This window comes from Tautonia plasticadhaerens (genome assembly GCF_007752535.1).
Classification (GTDB): domain Bacteria; phylum Planctomycetota; class Planctomycetia; order Isosphaerales; family Isosphaeraceae; genus Tautonia; species Tautonia plasticadhaerens.
Map to the genome: position 1 here is coordinate 5,458,965 of NZ_CP036426.1, position 15,067 is coordinate 5,474,031.

Genomic DNA, 15,067 nt, shown 5'->3' on the forward strand with positions numbered 1-15,067 from the left:
GGGCGATGATCCGGATCTCCAGGGGCCTGGGCGTGTTGCTCGCCGTCTCCCTGATCCTCGGACCATTGGTCGGCCTGGCGACGGGGCCGGTCGCCGAGTTCGGGCCCTCGGGGGGGGGCCGTGTCTCGGTCGTCCCTTGGGGCCTGACGCTCTCCGACCCGTTCGTCCTCACCTGCGCCCGGAACAGCGTGGCGGCGGCGGTCGGGTCGGTCGGGCTGGGGACGGTCGTCGGGGTGTCGATCGGTCGGGTCGTCCGGGCCGGGGTCGGCCGTCGCCGGGGGGCGGCGATGGTCCTCGTCCGGCTGGCGGCCGGATGCCATCCGGGCTTCTCGGCCGTCGGCGTCGTGCTGCTGGCCCCGATCGTGCTGGGGATCGCGGGGGATGGGCCGGGGGCGGTCGATCGCCGGGGCGGGGAGGCCTGGCGGTGGTTCGGGTTGGTCCTATCGCAATTCGGGTTCGCCTCGGCCTGGGTCGCCTGGTGGACGGCCCGGGGGCTGGGCCGCATCCGGGGGGACTGGTTGCTCGTCTCGGCATTCTCCGGCGCGAGTCGTGGCCGGATCTGGCGGTCGTCGACCTGGCCCCTGGTCCGGCCGACGGTGGCGAGGGCGGCGGCCTCGGCCTTCGCGGTCGTCCTGATCGAGCCGGGGGCGCCGATCATTCTCGGCTTGCGGCGGACGCTGGGTGCGCAGGTCGTCGCCTCGACCTGGATGTCCTCCCGCCTGGACTGGCCCCGGGCGGTCGCCCTGGCCTGCCTCGGGCTGCTCCTCGCCGGGCTGGCCCGGTCGGTCCTGGTCCGATGGGGAGGGCCCGACGCCCTGGGGACGTCGGATCCGCCGGATCGGCCGCCTCCCGGGCCGGTCGACCGGGGGGGGCGGCTCCTCCGGGCGGCCGCGGCGGCATGGTTCGGGGCCTGGCTGCTGGTCTGTCTGGCCCCGGCGCTGGCGGTCTTCGGCTCGATCGGCGGATCCGGGGGCGCGGTCCCGATCCGGGATCTCGCACTGCCCGTCGGGTGCTCGGCGGCGCTGGGTGCGGCGGCGAGCGTCCTGGCGATGCTGACGGCCTGGCCGCTCTCGTCGGGCCGGTGGGCGAGATCGGCCTCCGCGGTCGTGGAGGTGATGCCCCCGCTGGCGATCGGGCTGGGGCTGATCGGGCTGGTCGAGGTCGTCGGGGCCGTCTCGGGGTCGATCCCCGTCCCGACGGGGATCCCGGGGGGGGGGCGGGGGTTCGACCCGCACCGGGCCCCCTGGCTGCTCGCCTCCTGGGGGACGGCGGTCGCGCTGCTGCCCTGGGCGATCGAGGGGGCGAGGAAGGCCCGACGGGTCGAGGCCGGGGCGTTGCAGGATCTGGCCCGGCTCCGGGGCGATCGGCGGTCGAGGAGCCGGACGCTCCTGCTGGCGCCGATTCGAATCCGGCGCTGTGCCCGGGCGGCCCTCGGAGTGGCCCTGCTCGCCGCCTCGGGGCCCTCGCCGGGGGTCGTCCTCGTGCCGATGGAAGCCTTCCGGCCGATCGGGGCCTGGATCCTCCGGGAGCCTGGCCTCGGCTCCGGGACGGTGACTAGTCTCGCGGCGGCGGGGCTGGCCTGCCAGATGCTCGGCGTGCTCCTGCTGCTCGGGTCGGGGAGGGATGAGGGGACGATCTCGGTGAGCCGGGGCTGATCGGCGGGGTCGCGTCGCCGAGGGGGGGATGGCGACCGGCCCGTCCCCGGCCCAACTCCCCTGGCCTCCCGGGTCCGAAGCCTGCTACGATGGGCCGGATCCGACCGCAGCGTATCACCTAGCCTTCGAATGCCAGCCGGGGAGCGTCGAGACGGAGATGGGCATCGCGAAACTGGCCTTGGAAGACGGCACGGTCTTCACCGGACGATCGTTCGGCGCGACCGGGGAGATCGACGGCGAGGTCGTCTTCAACACGAGCATGACGGGCTACCAGGAGATCCTGACCGACCCGTCCTACCACGGCCAGATCGTGGCGATGACCTACCCGCTCATCGGCAACTACGGCGTCAATCCCGAGGACGAGGAGAGCGCCCGCCCCTGGGTCCGGGCGTTCGTCGTCCGGGAGCTGAGCCGACTGGCCAGCAACTTCCGGTCGAACGAGGAGTTGTCCGCCTACATGGCCCGACACGGCGTCCTCGGCGTGCAGGGGATCGACACCCGGGCCCTGGTCCGCCGAACCCGGGAAGTCGGCGCCATGAAGGGGATCGTCTCGACGGCCGACCTGGACGACGAGAGCCTCGTCGACAAGGCCCGCCAAAGCCCCGGCCTCGTCGGCCGGGACCTGACCCTGGACGTGATGCCGGCCGGGGTCGCTCGCTGGGCGCGGGGCTTCGAGGGTCCGACGGCCGAGGTCCTCCGGTCGACCCAGGTCGGCCCGGTCCCCGAGGGCGGGCGTTGTCACGTCGTCGCCCTGGACTTCGGGATGAAGCGGAACATCCCCCGCTTCCTGGTCGAGAGCGGCTGCGACGTGACGATCGTCCCCGGCTCCGCCCCGAGCGGGCAGATCCTCGACCTGGAGCCCGGCGGCATCTTCCTCTCCAACGGCCCCGGCGACCCCGGGGCCCTGGGGGAAGCGGTCGAGTCGCTCCGCTCCCTCGTCCGGCTGGCGAGCGACGAGCGGGGGATCCCGATCTTCGGCATCTGCCTGGGGCACCAACTCCTCGGCCAGGCGCTGGGGGCGAAGACCTTCAAGCTGAAGTTCGGCCACCGGGGGGCGAACCACCCGGTCCGGGACGAGCGGACCGGGAAGGTCGAGATCACGACCCAGAACCACGGCTTCGCCGTGGACGCGGCCTCGCTGCCGCCGGACGTGGAGGTCTCCCACGTCAACCTCTACGACGGCACGCTCGAAGGGCTTCGGCACACGCGACTGCCGGTCTTCGCCGTGCAGTACCACCCCGAGTCGTCGGCCGGGCCGCACGACAGCGGGCACCTCTTCGGCGAGTTCCGGCGCCAGATGGGCCGGTGATCGACCCGGGGAGGGGCGCCCCGGACCCCGCCGGCCGTCTTGACGGGCCCGATCGGCGGCCGTATCGTATTCCTTTTGTCCGAAAACAGTTACGAGAAGACTCTCGGGAGAACGGCCGTGCCATCGACGTGCGTCGTGGGGCTGCAGTGGGGTGACGAGGCCAAGGGGAAGATCGTCGACGCCCTTTGCGACCGGCATGACATGGTGGTCCGCTATCAGGGGGGGGCCAACGCCGGCCACACGGTGGTGACCGGCGGGAAGACCTACAAGCTTTCGCTGCTGCCCTCGGGTGTGCTGCGGCCCGACATCACCTCGGTGCTCGGCAACGGCCTGGTGATCCACCCGCCGACCCTGCTGGAGGAGATCGGGAGGATCGCCGGGCAGGGGGTCGACGTGACCGGCCGGCTGATCATCAGCGACCGGGCCCACGTGATCATGCCCTGGCACCTCGTCGAGGAGCGGCTGACCGAGGAGTCCAGCGAGGCCGCCGAGCAGCTCGGCACCACCCGGAGGGGCATCGGCCCCTGCTACCGGGACAAGGTGGGCCGGGCCCACGGCATCCGGATCGCCGACCTGTATTACCCCGACCGGTTCCGGGAGCAGGTCCGCCGCGCCGTCGACTTCAAGAATCGCTACCTGTCCGCCTTGCTGGCCGATTTCTCCCCCCTGGATGCCCGGTCGATCGCCGAGGAGTACCTCGCCCTGGCGGACGCCATGAAGCCGTACGTCGGCGACGCGACCGACCGGCTGCACCGCTCCCTGGAGGAGGGGAGTCGCCTCCTGTTCGAGGGGGCCCAGGGTTCCCTGCTGGATGTCGACCACGGCAGCTACCCCTACGTCACCAGCTCCAACAGCAGCGCGGCGGGGGTCTGGGCGGGCTCGGGGGTCCCGGCGTCGCGCGTCGACCGCTGGATCGGCGTCGTCAAGGCGTACACGACCCGGGTGGGCGAGGGCCCCTTCCCGACGGAGCTGCACGACGACACGGGGGAGCGGATCCGACGCGTCGGCAAGGAGTTCGGCACCGTCACCGGCCGCCCCCGTCGGTGCGGCTGGTTCGACGCCGTGGCGGCACGGTATACGGTGAAGGTCTCGGGCGCGACCGAGCTGGCCGTGATGCTGCTCGACGTCCTGAGCGGGATCGACCGGCTGAAGGTGGCCGTGGCCTACGAGGACCAATCCGGCCGTCCCGTGCCGAGCTTCCCCGCCCACCTGGACCGCCTCGCGCAATGCCGGCCGGTCTTCGAGGAGTTGCCGGGCTGGTCGGAGGACGTCTCCGGGGCCCGGGCCTGGTCCGACTTGCCGCCCAACGCCCGGGATTACGTCCGGTTCCTGGGCGAACAACTGGGTGTCCCGGTGCGAATCGTCTCCGTCGGCCCGGACCGCGATCAGACGATCTGGACGGATTCGTGAGGCGAGTCGGGCTGATCGGGCCCGATCGACCGGACGGCGCCCGTCCGTCTCCCCACCCCGGACTCGGGTCCGGGGTGCGACCCGAGTGAGCACCGCGACCGCGCCTCGGAGGCGACCCGGACCATGACCGACCCCAAGGGACTGCCGCCCGAGCTGCGTCCCCGGCACGTCGCCATCATCATGGACGGCAACGGCCGGTGGGCCGAGGCCCAGGGCCTCCCCCGGATCTTCGGCCACCGCTCCGGCATCCGGAGCGTCCGGGCGGTGGTCGAGGAGGGCTGCCGCCTGGGCCTCCAGCAGATGACCCTCTACTGCTTCTCCAGCGAAAACTGGAAGCGGCCCCCCCGGGAGCTTCGCTTCCTCTTCCGGCTGCTCCGGCACTTCCTCGTCGTCGAGCGGGCCGAGCTGATGGAACAGGACGTCCGCCTGACGATGATCGGCCGCCGGGACGGGCTGCCCGAGGACGTGCTGGCCGAGTTCGACCGCACGGCCGAGCTGACCGCCCCCAACGGCGGCATGACCCTCTGCCTGGCCGTCAACTACGGCGCCCGGGCCGAGATCGCCGAGGCCGCCCGGCGGATCGCCCGGGACGCAGCCGCCGGCAAGCTCGACCCCGAGGCGGTCGACGAGTCGACCTTCGCCTCCTACCTCTCGACGGCAGGGATGCCCGACCCGGACCTCCTGATCCGCACCGCCGGCGAGCTTCGGCTGAGCAATTACCTGCTCTGGCAGGTTTCCTATGCCGAACTCTACGTGACGGACGTGCTCTGGCCCGACTTCCGGGCGGAGCACCTGCAGCGGGCCGTGCTCGACTACGCCCGGCGGCATCGCAAGTTCGGCGGCCTGCCGGGCCGGGCCCCGGCGTCCCCCCCGGCCCCCTCCCCGACGGCCGGGTGAGGCGAGCACCGCTCGGACGGCCGGCCCCGTGCGGCCGCCCATTCGGGACGATAGGCTGGGATGCCGTACCGCCCCGAGTCGGGGGCGGGCCCCCAATCGCGGGCCGATGATCCGCCGCCTCGGTCGTCGAGCGGTCGAACGATCGGCGCGAGGTCGACCCCGGTGGAATCATGCTCCTGACCCGGTTGCTGATCGGCATCCCCCTGACGGCGGCCTTCGTGCTCGTGCTGTTCGTCGACACCTACGCCTTCGAGCCGTGGTTCCCGCTCTGGCTGGTGACGATGCTGGCCGGGCTGGGCCTGGGCGCCAGGGAGGTGGCGAACCTCTTCCAGCAGACCAGCGCCCGGCCGGATCGGGCGCTGGTGATCGGGGGGGTGCTGGCGATCGTGCTCTCGAACTGGGGGCCGCACGTCACCGCCCACCTGATCGGGGCCGACGACCGGCCGGGGGGGGCGGTCGAGGCCCTGGCCTGGCCTCTCTGGGCGTTCGTGGCGGTGGTGATGATCAGCTTCATCGCCCAGAGCACCCGGTTCGAGCACCCGGGCGGCACGATGGCGACGATCGCCGGCACGGTCCTGGCGGTCGCCTACGTCGGCCTGCTCGGCAGCTTCCTGGTGCAGTTCCGGTGGCTGGAGAGCCCCTACCGGGGCCTGGTGCCGCTGGCGGCCCTGGTGGCCACCGCGAAGGGGGCCGACATGGGAGCCTACTTCGCCGGCCGGGCCGCCGGGAGGCACAAGCTCTGGCCCCGGTTGAGCCCGAACAAGACGGTCGAGGGGGCCGTCGGCGGGCTGATCCTGGCGACCGCCTTCGCGGTGATCGTCTTCGGCCTGGCCCGGCTGATCTTCCACGCCCAGGTGCTGGGCTGGGCCCAGGTCGTCGGCTTCGGCCTGGTCGTCGGCTCGGCGGCGCAGCTGGGGGACCTGATGGAATCGATGATCAAGCGGGATTGCGAGCGGAAGGACGCCTCGGCCGCCCTGCCCGGCTTCGGGGGCGTGCTCGACGTGCTCGACTCGCTGCTCTTCGCCGGGCCGGTGGCCTACGGCTACTGGCTGGCCTTCGCCCCGGCCTGAGGGCCCGGGGCCCAGGAGCCGTTGCCTTCGCCCCCCCGGGGTCCCAATAATACGGGGGTCGACGGCGGGCGACTCGGGCATGTGCCCCCGTCGCCGTCGTTCCGGGCCTTGCGGTGTGTTGCATGCAGGCAGTGACGATTCGCCTGGCCGACCACGACGAGGAGCTGGCGATCTTCGGCAGCCGTGACCAGTTCCTCCGGCAGGTCCGGGACGCCCTGGGGGTGAAGGTGCTCGCCCGGAACGGCGAGATCCGGGTCGAGGGGGAATCCGACCGGGTCGACCGGGCCTCCCGGGTCTTCGAGGGGCTCAGGCGCCGGTATCGCCGGCAGCGGATGATCTCCTCCCAGGATGTGATCGACGCGATCGAGGCCGTCTCCCCCCTCGAGGAGGGCCCCCAGGGGCCGTCGATCGAGATCCGGGAGGGGAACCGGGTCGTCCGGGCCCGGACCGACGGCCAGGCCCGCTACCTCAGGGCGTTGCGGGACAACGCGCTGGTCTTCTGCATCGGCCCGGCCGGCACCGGGAAGACCTACCTGGCGGTCGCCGCGGCGGTGGCGATGCTCCGCAGGGGGGAGATCAAGAAAATCGTCCTGGTCCGGCCGGCGGTTGAGGCGGGCGAGCGGCTGGGGTTCCTCCCCGGCGACCTGGAGGCGAAGATCAACCCGTACCTCCGCCCGCTGCTGGACGCCCTCCGGGACCTGATGGACTATGATCAACTGCGACGCTACATGGGCAACGACCTGATCGAGATCGCCCCGCTGGCCTACATGAGGGGCCGCACCTTGAACGAGGCGGTCATCATCATGGACGAGGGCCAGAACGCCACCGTCAGCCAGATGAAAATGTTTTTGACCCGAATGGGGACCGACGCGAGGATCGTCGTGACCGGGGACGTCACCCAGGTCGACCTCGACCCCGGCACCCCCGACGGCCTCTCCGACGCCGTCCGCCGGCTCGACGGGATCGGGGGGATCGGCGTGGTCCGGCTGGACCGCGCCGACATCGTCCGGCACCCGCTGGTCCAGGCGATCGTCGACGCCTACGAGCGGACCGGCTCGCCGATCGCGCCGGACCTGATGGCCTCGCCGATCCCGGGCGCCGAGCCCGCCTCGGCCCCGCCACCCTCACCCTCCCCGACCCCCGAGCCGGGCATCGCCCCGGAGCGACCGTGATCCAGGTAGGAGGCGCCTCGCCGGTTCCCCGGCGGAGGACCGCTCACCGATGACCCCCGGCAAACGCAAGCCCAAGGCCGCGCGCGCCCAGCTGCGCGGCTCGGAGCTGATCGACATCCGCAAGGGCCGCCTGGCCCGCCAGCGGAGGCGGGTCGCCTGCCTGGTTCCCGCGATCCTCGCGGCCCTGGTCAGCGCCGCCATCGTCAGCGGCTCCGGGCCCCCGTTCCCGTACCGACTGGGCCAGCGGGCCGCGCAGGACCTCCGCGTCAACGTCCCGGAGTTCCAGCGCCTGAATCTGGTCCAGACCAACCTCCTGCGCGAGCAGGCCGCCCGGCAGGTCCCGCCGATCTTCTCCAACGACCCGGCGCCGATCCTGGAGCTGCAGAAGCTCTTGGAGGATCTGATCGAGACGGTCGCCAACGCCCGGAGGGAGACGATGTCGGCCCTCGCCCCCGACGTGGTCGAGGCCTGGGACCTCGACGAGGAGATCTTCGCGGACCTCCGGGAGGCCAGCGACACCCCCGAGCGCCGGGACGACCTCCGGCGTTCGGTCGCCGAGGCCTTCGCCCCGATCATCCGCCACGGCGTCCTCGGCCGGGGACTGCTGCCGCTGGACGAGGAATCGGGGACGATGATCCAGGTGCTCCGGGACGACTCCTTGTTCTCGGTGAGCCGGGACCGCGTCCTCCCCGACCGCCTCGTCCGCCCCGACGGCCCGGTGGCCGAGGAGTTCGCCGCCTCGTTCAATTCCACGGGGCTGGGCAAGACGCTCTTCGACCTGGTCTCCGGGCGGCTCGCCCAGACGACCACCCTGCACTTCGAGAAGGAGCCAACCGCGCTGGCCCGGCAGCGGGCCCGGGCCCGGGTCGACGACTGGTACGACACGTATTCCCGGGGCCAGTTGCTCGTCGAGAAGGACCGGACGATCACCGAGGATCAGCTCGAATTGCTCCGCCTGGACTTCCAGGCCACGCTCGACTCCCGGTCGGCCTTCGAGCGGGTCGGCCGGGCCGGCGCGTTCCTCGTGATCGTGCTGGCGCTGTACGCCCTGATCGGCGCCTACATCGACCGCTACGAGCCGAGGATCGCCCGGGATCCGGCCCGGGTCGCGGCGCTCTGCCTGGTCGGCGTCTCGGCCCTGGGCCTGGGCCGCCTGATCGCGCTGCAGCCTTGGGGCGCGGAGCTGATCCCGATCGCCCTGGCGGCGATGCTGCTGGCCGTCGCCTACACGCCGATGACCGCCCTGGTCTTCACCCTGGGGGCGAGCCTGCTGGTGAGCCTCGCGTTGGGGGCGGGGCTGGGCTATTTCATCATGCTGCTGGGCGGGACCGCCTCGGGCGTGCTCCTGCTGGGGGACGTGCGGACGAGGACCAAGCCGATCCAGGTGGGGCTGGCGGCGGCGCTCGGCTACGCGGTGCTCTCGGTGGCCTCGGGCCTCTGGCTGGACCAGCCGATCGAGCTGATCGGCACCGAGAGCGGCCTCCGGGCCGGCTGGGGCCTGCTCACCGGGTTCCTGCTCGGCGGCAGCCTGCCGTTCGTGGAACGCGGGTTCGGCATCGTCACCGGCATCAGCTTGCTGGAGCTGGGGGACGTGAACCACCCCCTCCTGCAGGAACTGGTGAGGCGCGCCCCCGGCACCCACAACCACTCGATCACCGTGGGGACGATCGCCGAGGCGGCGGCCGAGAAGATCGGGGCCGATGCGCTCCTGGTGCGGGTCGGGTCGTACTTCCACGACATCGGCAAGATGCTCAAGCCGCACTACTTCGTGGAAAACCAGGCCCCCGGCGCGATCAACCGGCACGCCAACCTCGCCCCGGCCATGAGCACACTGATCATCATCGGCCACGTCAAGGACGGCGCCGAGCTGGCCCGGCAGCACGCCCTGCCCGCCCGGATCATCGACCTGATCGAGCAGCACCACGGCACCACCCTGGTGGAATACTTCTACCACGAGGCCAACCGACGCCGGGACGGCGACCCCGACGCGCCGATGCTGCTGGAGAGCACCTTCCGCTACCCCGGCCCCAAGCCGCTCTCCAAGGAGGCCGCCATCCTGATGATGGCCGACGCCTCCGAGAGCGCCAGCCGGACCCTCTCCGACCCCACCCCTTCCCGGCTCGAAGGGCTGGTCAGCGAGCTGATCGACAAGCGGCTCCGCGACGGCCAGTTCGACCAGTGCGACCTGACCCTCCGGGAGATCGCCGCCGTGCGGGAGAGCATCATCAAGTCGCTCATCGGCATCTACCACGGCCGGGTCAAGTACCCCGAACAGCGGACGGCCTGACCCCGATGACCGCCACCCACCGGCCCTCGCCGGAGATCGATCTCAGCGACGCGCAGTCCCACCTGCGACTGGACCACGACCTCGTCCGGGCGATGGCGCGCCGAGCCCTGGAGCTGGAGGGGATCCGCGGCGGCTCGCTCTCGATCGCCGTGGTCGACGACCGGGCGATCCTCGAGGTCAATAGGGCCCACCTCGACCACGACTGGCCGACCGACGTGATCAGCTTCCTCTTCTCCGAGCCGGGCGACCCGGGGGACTTCTCCGGCGAGGTCGTCATCTCGGCCGAGATGGCCGCCTCGGTCGCCTCGAGATGCGGGCTTGACCCGATTTCGGAATTCGCGTTGTACTTGGTCCACGGCGTGCTCCACCTCTGCGGTTACGACGACCTGACCGACGAGGGGCGCGCCCGGATGCGGGAGCGGGAGGACGAGGTCCTCTCGGCCCTCGGCATCTCGCCCCCGCCCCGGGGGGATGACCAGGAGGCCGGCACCGCGCCGTCGGGATGGGAGGGAGGTCTTTGAGCGCGTTGACCCTCGGGGCGATCGGCCTCGCCACCCTGGCGGTGGCCGCCTGGAACATCCTGGCGGTCCTCGTCTCCCGGGCCCTGCTGACCTACTCCCGGAGCCAGCTCGAAGCCGTCTGCGAGGCACGGGGCCGCCCCGACCTCGCCGACGAGATCGAGGGGGACTGGGAGCGGGCCGAGCGCTCGACCTCCGTCCATGCCACCGTCTCCGGCCTGCTCCTGCTCGCGCTGCTCGGCCTCGCCGCGTCGAAATGGCCGGCCGGGGCCGGGGCCTCGGGGATGATCGCCGCCTGGGTCGTCGTCGGCCTCACGCTGCGGGTCGGCGCCGGGGTGGCGGGGCGGGTCTTCGCCGAGTCGCTGCTGGAACGGGCCTGGCCGGCGGCCCGCCTGCTCATCCGGTCGGCCTCCCCGGCGCTGCTCGCCGGCTCGGCGTTGGAGTCGGCCGTCAAACGCCGACGCCGGGGCCCCCGCAGGCTCGACCGGCCCCGGCCGGTGAGCGTCGAGGTCGAGATCCGCTCCCTCGGCGCCGAGCACGACGCCGAGCACGAGCTGACCGAGTCGACCCGGGAACGCCTCGAACGCCTCGTCGAGCTGGACCGCCGGGACGTGGGAGAGCTGATGGTCCCCCGCTCGGCCATGATCGCCCTGCCCGCCTCCTCGCTCGCCCCCGAGGCCGCCCGGGCCATCGTCGGTTCCGGCCACAGCCGCATCCCGCTCTTCGGCGAGAGCCGGGACGACATCGTCGGCGTCCTCTACGCCAAGGACCTGTTCACCGAGCTGGTCGACGGCTCCCCGATCGACTCGATCCGCCCCCGACGCCTCGCCCGGCAGCCCCTCCGCGTGCCCGAGACCAAGCGCGCCTCCGACCTGATCGACGAGATGCGCCGCCATCGCGTCCACCTGGCGATCGTCCTGGACGAGTACGGCGGGGTCGCCGGGCTGGTCACGCTCGAAGACCTGCTCGAGGAGATCGTCGGCCCGATCGACGACGAGTACGACATCCCCACCCCCGAGGACCCGCTGGTCTCGATCTCCGACTCGCTCTTCGAGGTCGACGCCGGCATGAGCCTCGAAGACGTAAACGACCGGCTCGACCTGGACCTGCCCACCGACGCCGACTACCAGACCATCGGCGGCTTCGCCTTCAACGCCCTGGGACGCCTGCCCGAGCCGGGCGTCTCCTTCGTCGACCGGGGGGTCGAATTCACGGTCGTCGAGGTGGGCGACCACTCGATCCGCCGGGTCCGGATCGACCTGAGGCCGGGCGCAAGCCTGGAGAAGTCGGTCGGCTGACGGGGGCCCCGAGGGTCCAAGCCTCGGAGTTCCTCCCCGGGGACAAGGAGGAAGATAGATCTTATGAATGTGCGAATGCGCATCCGCATCTGGATGGTGCTCGTCCTGCTCGTGTTGGTCGGCTTGATCCTCTCCCCGTTCGCGGCCGACCGGCGGGAGGCGTCCCGGAGGAAAGCGGAGAAGGATCGCTGGAACCTGAGGATCGCCCGGGCCGAGCGGATCGCGCGGGAAGTCCTGGAGCGGAAGGGGTGGGACGTGGATTGGCAGGCCGTGGATGGTTATCCCGGAGGCGCCGATTCCTGTCACGTCTACATCCAGTCCGTCGGGGGCGGCGTGGAGCGGGTCATCGTACCCCATGTCGAGGACGAACCCTTGATAGTCCTTCTCCATGAAATCGGTCCCCGATCGGGCGATCGGTCCCGCGTGCGGATCGCCCGGGATGATCTGAGCATCATTGGGCGCCACAGGGCCGAATAGCCGTGGCCGCCATCCGGACCCTCGCCCTGGTGATCCGCTCGGTCGACGTCTTCGAGACCAGCCGGGTGCTCACGCTGTTCACCCGGGAGCTGGGCAAGGTCTCGGCGCTGGCGAAGGGGGCGAGGCGGCTCAAGTCGCCGTTCCAGTCCGGGCTTGACCTGCTGAGCGTCTGCGATATCGTACTGCTCCACAAGGCGTCCGATGCGCTCGACCTGCTGACCGAGGCGGTCCTGGACGAGCGTTACGAGGCCCTCCACCGCGACACGGCGGCCCTCTACGCCGGCTGCTACGTCGCCGAACTGCTGGACGCCCTGACCGATCGCCACGACCCGCACCCGAGGCTCTTCGACGCGACCCGGGTGACCCTGCGTCACCTGGGGGACCCCGTCTCTCGCCCGAGCCGAGTCATCCGGTTCGAGCTGGCCTGTCTCCGGGAGTTGGGTTTGATGCCGGCCCTCGACACCTGCGTCCACTGCGGTCGAGTCCCCTCGCCCGACCGGGGCGACCGGGTCGCCTTCGGCCTGGCCACCGGGGGCGTGCTCTGCCCCGAGTGCCGCCCGGGCCAGCCCCACGTCGCGACGCTCTCGGGCCCGACGCTCCGGGCCATCCGCGCCCTCGCCTCCCCCGGCGACGCCTGGAAGGCCACCTGGGGGGACCCGGAGGGCCTGGCCCCGGTCCGGGCCACCGTGGGGGCGGTCATCAGCCACCTCATCGGCCGGAGGCCGAGGCTCTTGCCCTTCGTCTGACCGGCCGGATCGCGACGCGGCCCCCCCCGCGTCCCCGACCTCCCCGGGACGACGGATCGATCCCGGGCCCAGCCCGGACGAGGCGAGGCCACGTCCGAGGGCGCCGGCCCCGAGGCGAACCAATCAGTCGGAGCGAGACACGGATGTCCGAGCCCCTGAATCGATCCCGAGCCCTCCGGGCACTCCTCGGCCTGCTGACGATGGCCCTGGCGTCCACCGGATGCCAGGGCGGGTCGTCCCCCGGGCTCCGGGGCGCCCTCGGGTCCATCCCCCCGTTCGCCTCGAAGGCCCCGGACGAAGGCGAGAGCCGCACCCTTCTCTCCCGATGGATCGGCGAGCCGAGGGCCGACGGCCAGGTCGCCCGGACCGGGGGCCTGGTCCTCCGCCCCGACGGCTGGGCCCGCAAGGACGACGACGCCCCGGGGGACGACGCCCGGGCCGCCGAGTTCGAGGCCGCCGAGCAGCTCTACCTCCAGGGCGACCTCGACGCCGCCGAGCGCGCCTTCGCCCGGATCGCCCGCAAGGAACGCCGATCCGACGGCCTGACCCTCTTCAAGGACACCATGTCCTCGATCCCCGGACTGGAGGACTACGACCGCCGCAGCTCCTCCTGGGGGATGAGGGCGCTCTACTACCTCGGCGAGATCCGGTTCCGCAAGGGGAACTACGTCGGCGCCCATGACACGTTCGAGGAGCTGGTCAAGGACTACCCCGGCACCCCGAACCTGGACGACGCCGTGGCCCGGGAGTTCGAGATCGCCCAGATCTGGCTCAACCAGGCCCGCCCCGCCGACGACCGCGAACCCCTGCCCTGGCACTCCCGGATCAAGGGCGGCCTGCCGCTGATCGACTCCGGCGGCCATGCCGTCGCCGTGCTGGAGCACGTCCGCCAGAACGACCCGACCGGGCCGCTGGCCGACGACGCCGTCAAGCTGATCGCCGACCACTACGCCGCCTCCGGAGACCACGAGACGGCCGCCTTCTACTACGACCAGCTCGCCAGCGACCACCCCAAGAGCCCGATGCTGCACGACGCCCTGGTCTCCAGCGTCGACTCCAAGATCAACGCCTACATCGGCCCCGAGTACGACTTCTCCGGCCTCGCCGAGGCCCGAGAGACCGCCCGACGGGCCATGCAACTCTTCCCCGAACGCCGGACCAGCACCGAGGACGGCGACGACCTCTACCACACGCTCGACCTGATCGCCGACCAGGACGCCGAGCGCGACTTCAAGTACGGCGAGTACTTCCGGAGCGCCGGCTACGTCATCTCGGCCGAGTACTACTTCGGCGGGATCGTCCAGAAGTGGCCCAAGAGCCCCTGGGCCGAGAGGGCGAAGGCCCAGCTCGCCGAGCTGGCCGAGATGCCCCGGGAGGAGTCGAAGCCGCTGAAGATGATGACCCAGCCCGGCGCCACCGACCCCTTCTCCCAGGGGATCAGCTCCGGCAACTCCGGCTCCGTCGGGCCCGGCGGCGGCATCGGGCCGTGAGCCCGGCCTGACGGATCGGCTGCACGTTGCTCGCCCCCCGAGGCGACCGGCCCCCGGCCGGCGCAGGAGGCCCCAGATGGCTCGACCCGGCCGCTTCGCCCTTTTCGCCGCGATCGCCTGCCTCTCGGCGGGGACGACCGGCTGCGGCTACTCGCTCCGCGCCCCCTACGACGAGACGATCCGGACGGTCTACGTGCCGATCTTCCGCTCCTTCTCCTTCCGGGAGGATATCAACATCCGCCTCCAGGAGGAGGTGGTCAAGGAGATCGAGCGGCGGACCCCGTACCGCGTGGTCGACTCGATCGAGCAGGCCGACACCGTCCTCTCGGGCACCGTTCTGTTCACGACCAAGTACACGACCGTCGTGAACCCGAACAACCTGCCCCGCCAGCTCTTCGCCGACCTGACCGTGGAGGCGAGCTGGGAGGACGTCCGCCCCGAGGCCCAGCTCGACCGGGACGAGGACTACGAGCCCCCCAAGGTCCAGATCTACCAGTCGGTCCCCTTCTTCATCGAGCCCGGCGAGACGACCTTCCTCGCCTACCAGGAAGCGATTCGCCGGACGGCGGTCGACATCGTTAACATGATGGAGGAGCCCTGGTGAGCCACCGGGATGCCCCGAATCGGCCGACCGCCGTCGGCCGGGGGGGCCCGGCGCCGGGGCGGTCGATCGCGAGGCGGGGCGAGCGGTGTCGGGACTCGTCGTGTTGCTCGGCTTCGTGCTGATCTGCGCCTTCC

The 15,067-nt window shown here is 71.8% G+C and carries 13 protein-coding genes; all 13 read left to right on the forward strand.

Annotated elements, in window-relative coordinates:
• Positions 1–5 precede the first annotated feature (5 nt).
• The 13 genes from ElP_RS21855 to ElP_RS21915 all read left to right on the forward strand — a co-directional run bounded on the left by ElP_RS21855 (position 6) and on the right by ElP_RS21915 (position 14,933).
• Entirely contained in the window at positions 6–1,655 is a 1,650-nt protein-coding gene (locus ElP_RS21855) for a hypothetical protein (RefSeq protein WP_145272985.1), read from the forward strand.
• A gap of 157 nt (positions 1,656–1,812) precedes the next feature.
• A complete protein-coding gene (carA, locus tag ElP_RS21860) occupies positions 1,813–2,964 on the forward strand; it encodes a glutamine-hydrolyzing carbamoyl-phosphate synthase small subunit (protein ID WP_145272988.1) in 1,152 nt (383 codons plus the stop codon).
• Positions 2,965–3,081: 117 nt separating this feature from the next.
• Positions 3,082–4,374: an adenylosuccinate synthase gene (locus tag ElP_RS21865; protein WP_145272991.1), complete on the forward strand. Its 1,293-nt coding sequence runs from the start codon at positions 3,082–3,084 to the stop codon at positions 4,372–4,374.
• Positions 4,375–4,497: 123 nt separating this feature from the next.
• A complete protein-coding gene (locus tag ElP_RS21870) occupies positions 4,498–5,271 on the forward strand; it encodes an isoprenyl transferase (RefSeq protein WP_145272994.1) in 774 nt (257 codons plus the stop codon).
• Between the two features lie 170 nt (positions 5,272–5,441).
• Positions 5,442–6,341, forward strand: a complete 900-nt coding sequence (locus tag ElP_RS21875) for a phosphatidate cytidylyltransferase (RefSeq protein ID WP_145272997.1) — start codon at positions 5,442–5,444, stop codon at positions 6,339–6,341.
• A 122-nt stretch (positions 6,342–6,463) separates the two neighbouring features.
• Positions 6,464–7,513, forward strand: a complete 1,050-nt coding sequence (locus ElP_RS21880; protein ID WP_145272999.1) for a PhoH family protein — start codon at positions 6,464–6,466, stop codon at positions 7,511–7,513.
• Between the two features lie 49 nt (positions 7,514–7,562).
• On the forward strand, positions 7,563–9,800 hold the full coding sequence (locus ElP_RS21885) for an HD family phosphohydrolase (RefSeq protein ID WP_145273002.1): 2,238 nt from the start codon (positions 7,563–7,565) through the stop codon (positions 9,798–9,800).
• 5 nt (positions 9,801–9,805) lie between these two features.
• Complete coding sequence (gene ybeY / locus ElP_RS21890) at positions 9,806–10,321, forward strand: rRNA maturation RNase YbeY (RefSeq protein WP_145273005.1); 516 nt, start codon at positions 9,806–9,808, stop codon at positions 10,319–10,321.
• Positions 10,318–11,616 (forward strand): hemolysin family protein, encoded by a 1,299-nt coding sequence (locus tag ElP_RS21895; RefSeq protein WP_231749207.1) that lies wholly within the window; start codon positions 10,318–10,320, stop codon positions 11,614–11,616. Before ybeY ends, ElP_RS21895 begins: the two co-directional genes overlap by 4 nt.
• 63 nt (positions 11,617–11,679) lie before the next feature.
• Positions 11,680–12,093: a hypothetical protein gene (locus tag ElP_RS21900; protein WP_145273012.1), complete on the forward strand. Its 414-nt coding sequence runs from the start codon at positions 11,680–11,682 to the stop codon at positions 12,091–12,093.
• Positions 12,094–12,095: 2 nt separating this feature from the next.
• Positions 12,096–12,839 (forward strand): DNA repair protein RecO, encoded by a 744-nt coding sequence (gene recO, locus ElP_RS21905; protein WP_145273015.1) that lies wholly within the window; start codon positions 12,096–12,098, stop codon positions 12,837–12,839.
• A 143-nt stretch (positions 12,840–12,982) separates the two neighbouring features.
• A complete protein-coding gene (locus ElP_RS21910) occupies positions 12,983–14,329 on the forward strand; it encodes a tetratricopeptide repeat protein (RefSeq protein ID WP_145273018.1) in 1,347 nt (448 codons plus the stop codon).
• A gap of 76 nt (positions 14,330–14,405) precedes the next feature.
• Entirely contained in the window at positions 14,406–14,933 is a 528-nt protein-coding gene (locus ElP_RS21915; RefSeq protein ID WP_145273021.1) for an LPS assembly lipoprotein LptE, read from the forward strand.
• Positions 14,934–15,067: the final 134 nt, after the last annotated feature.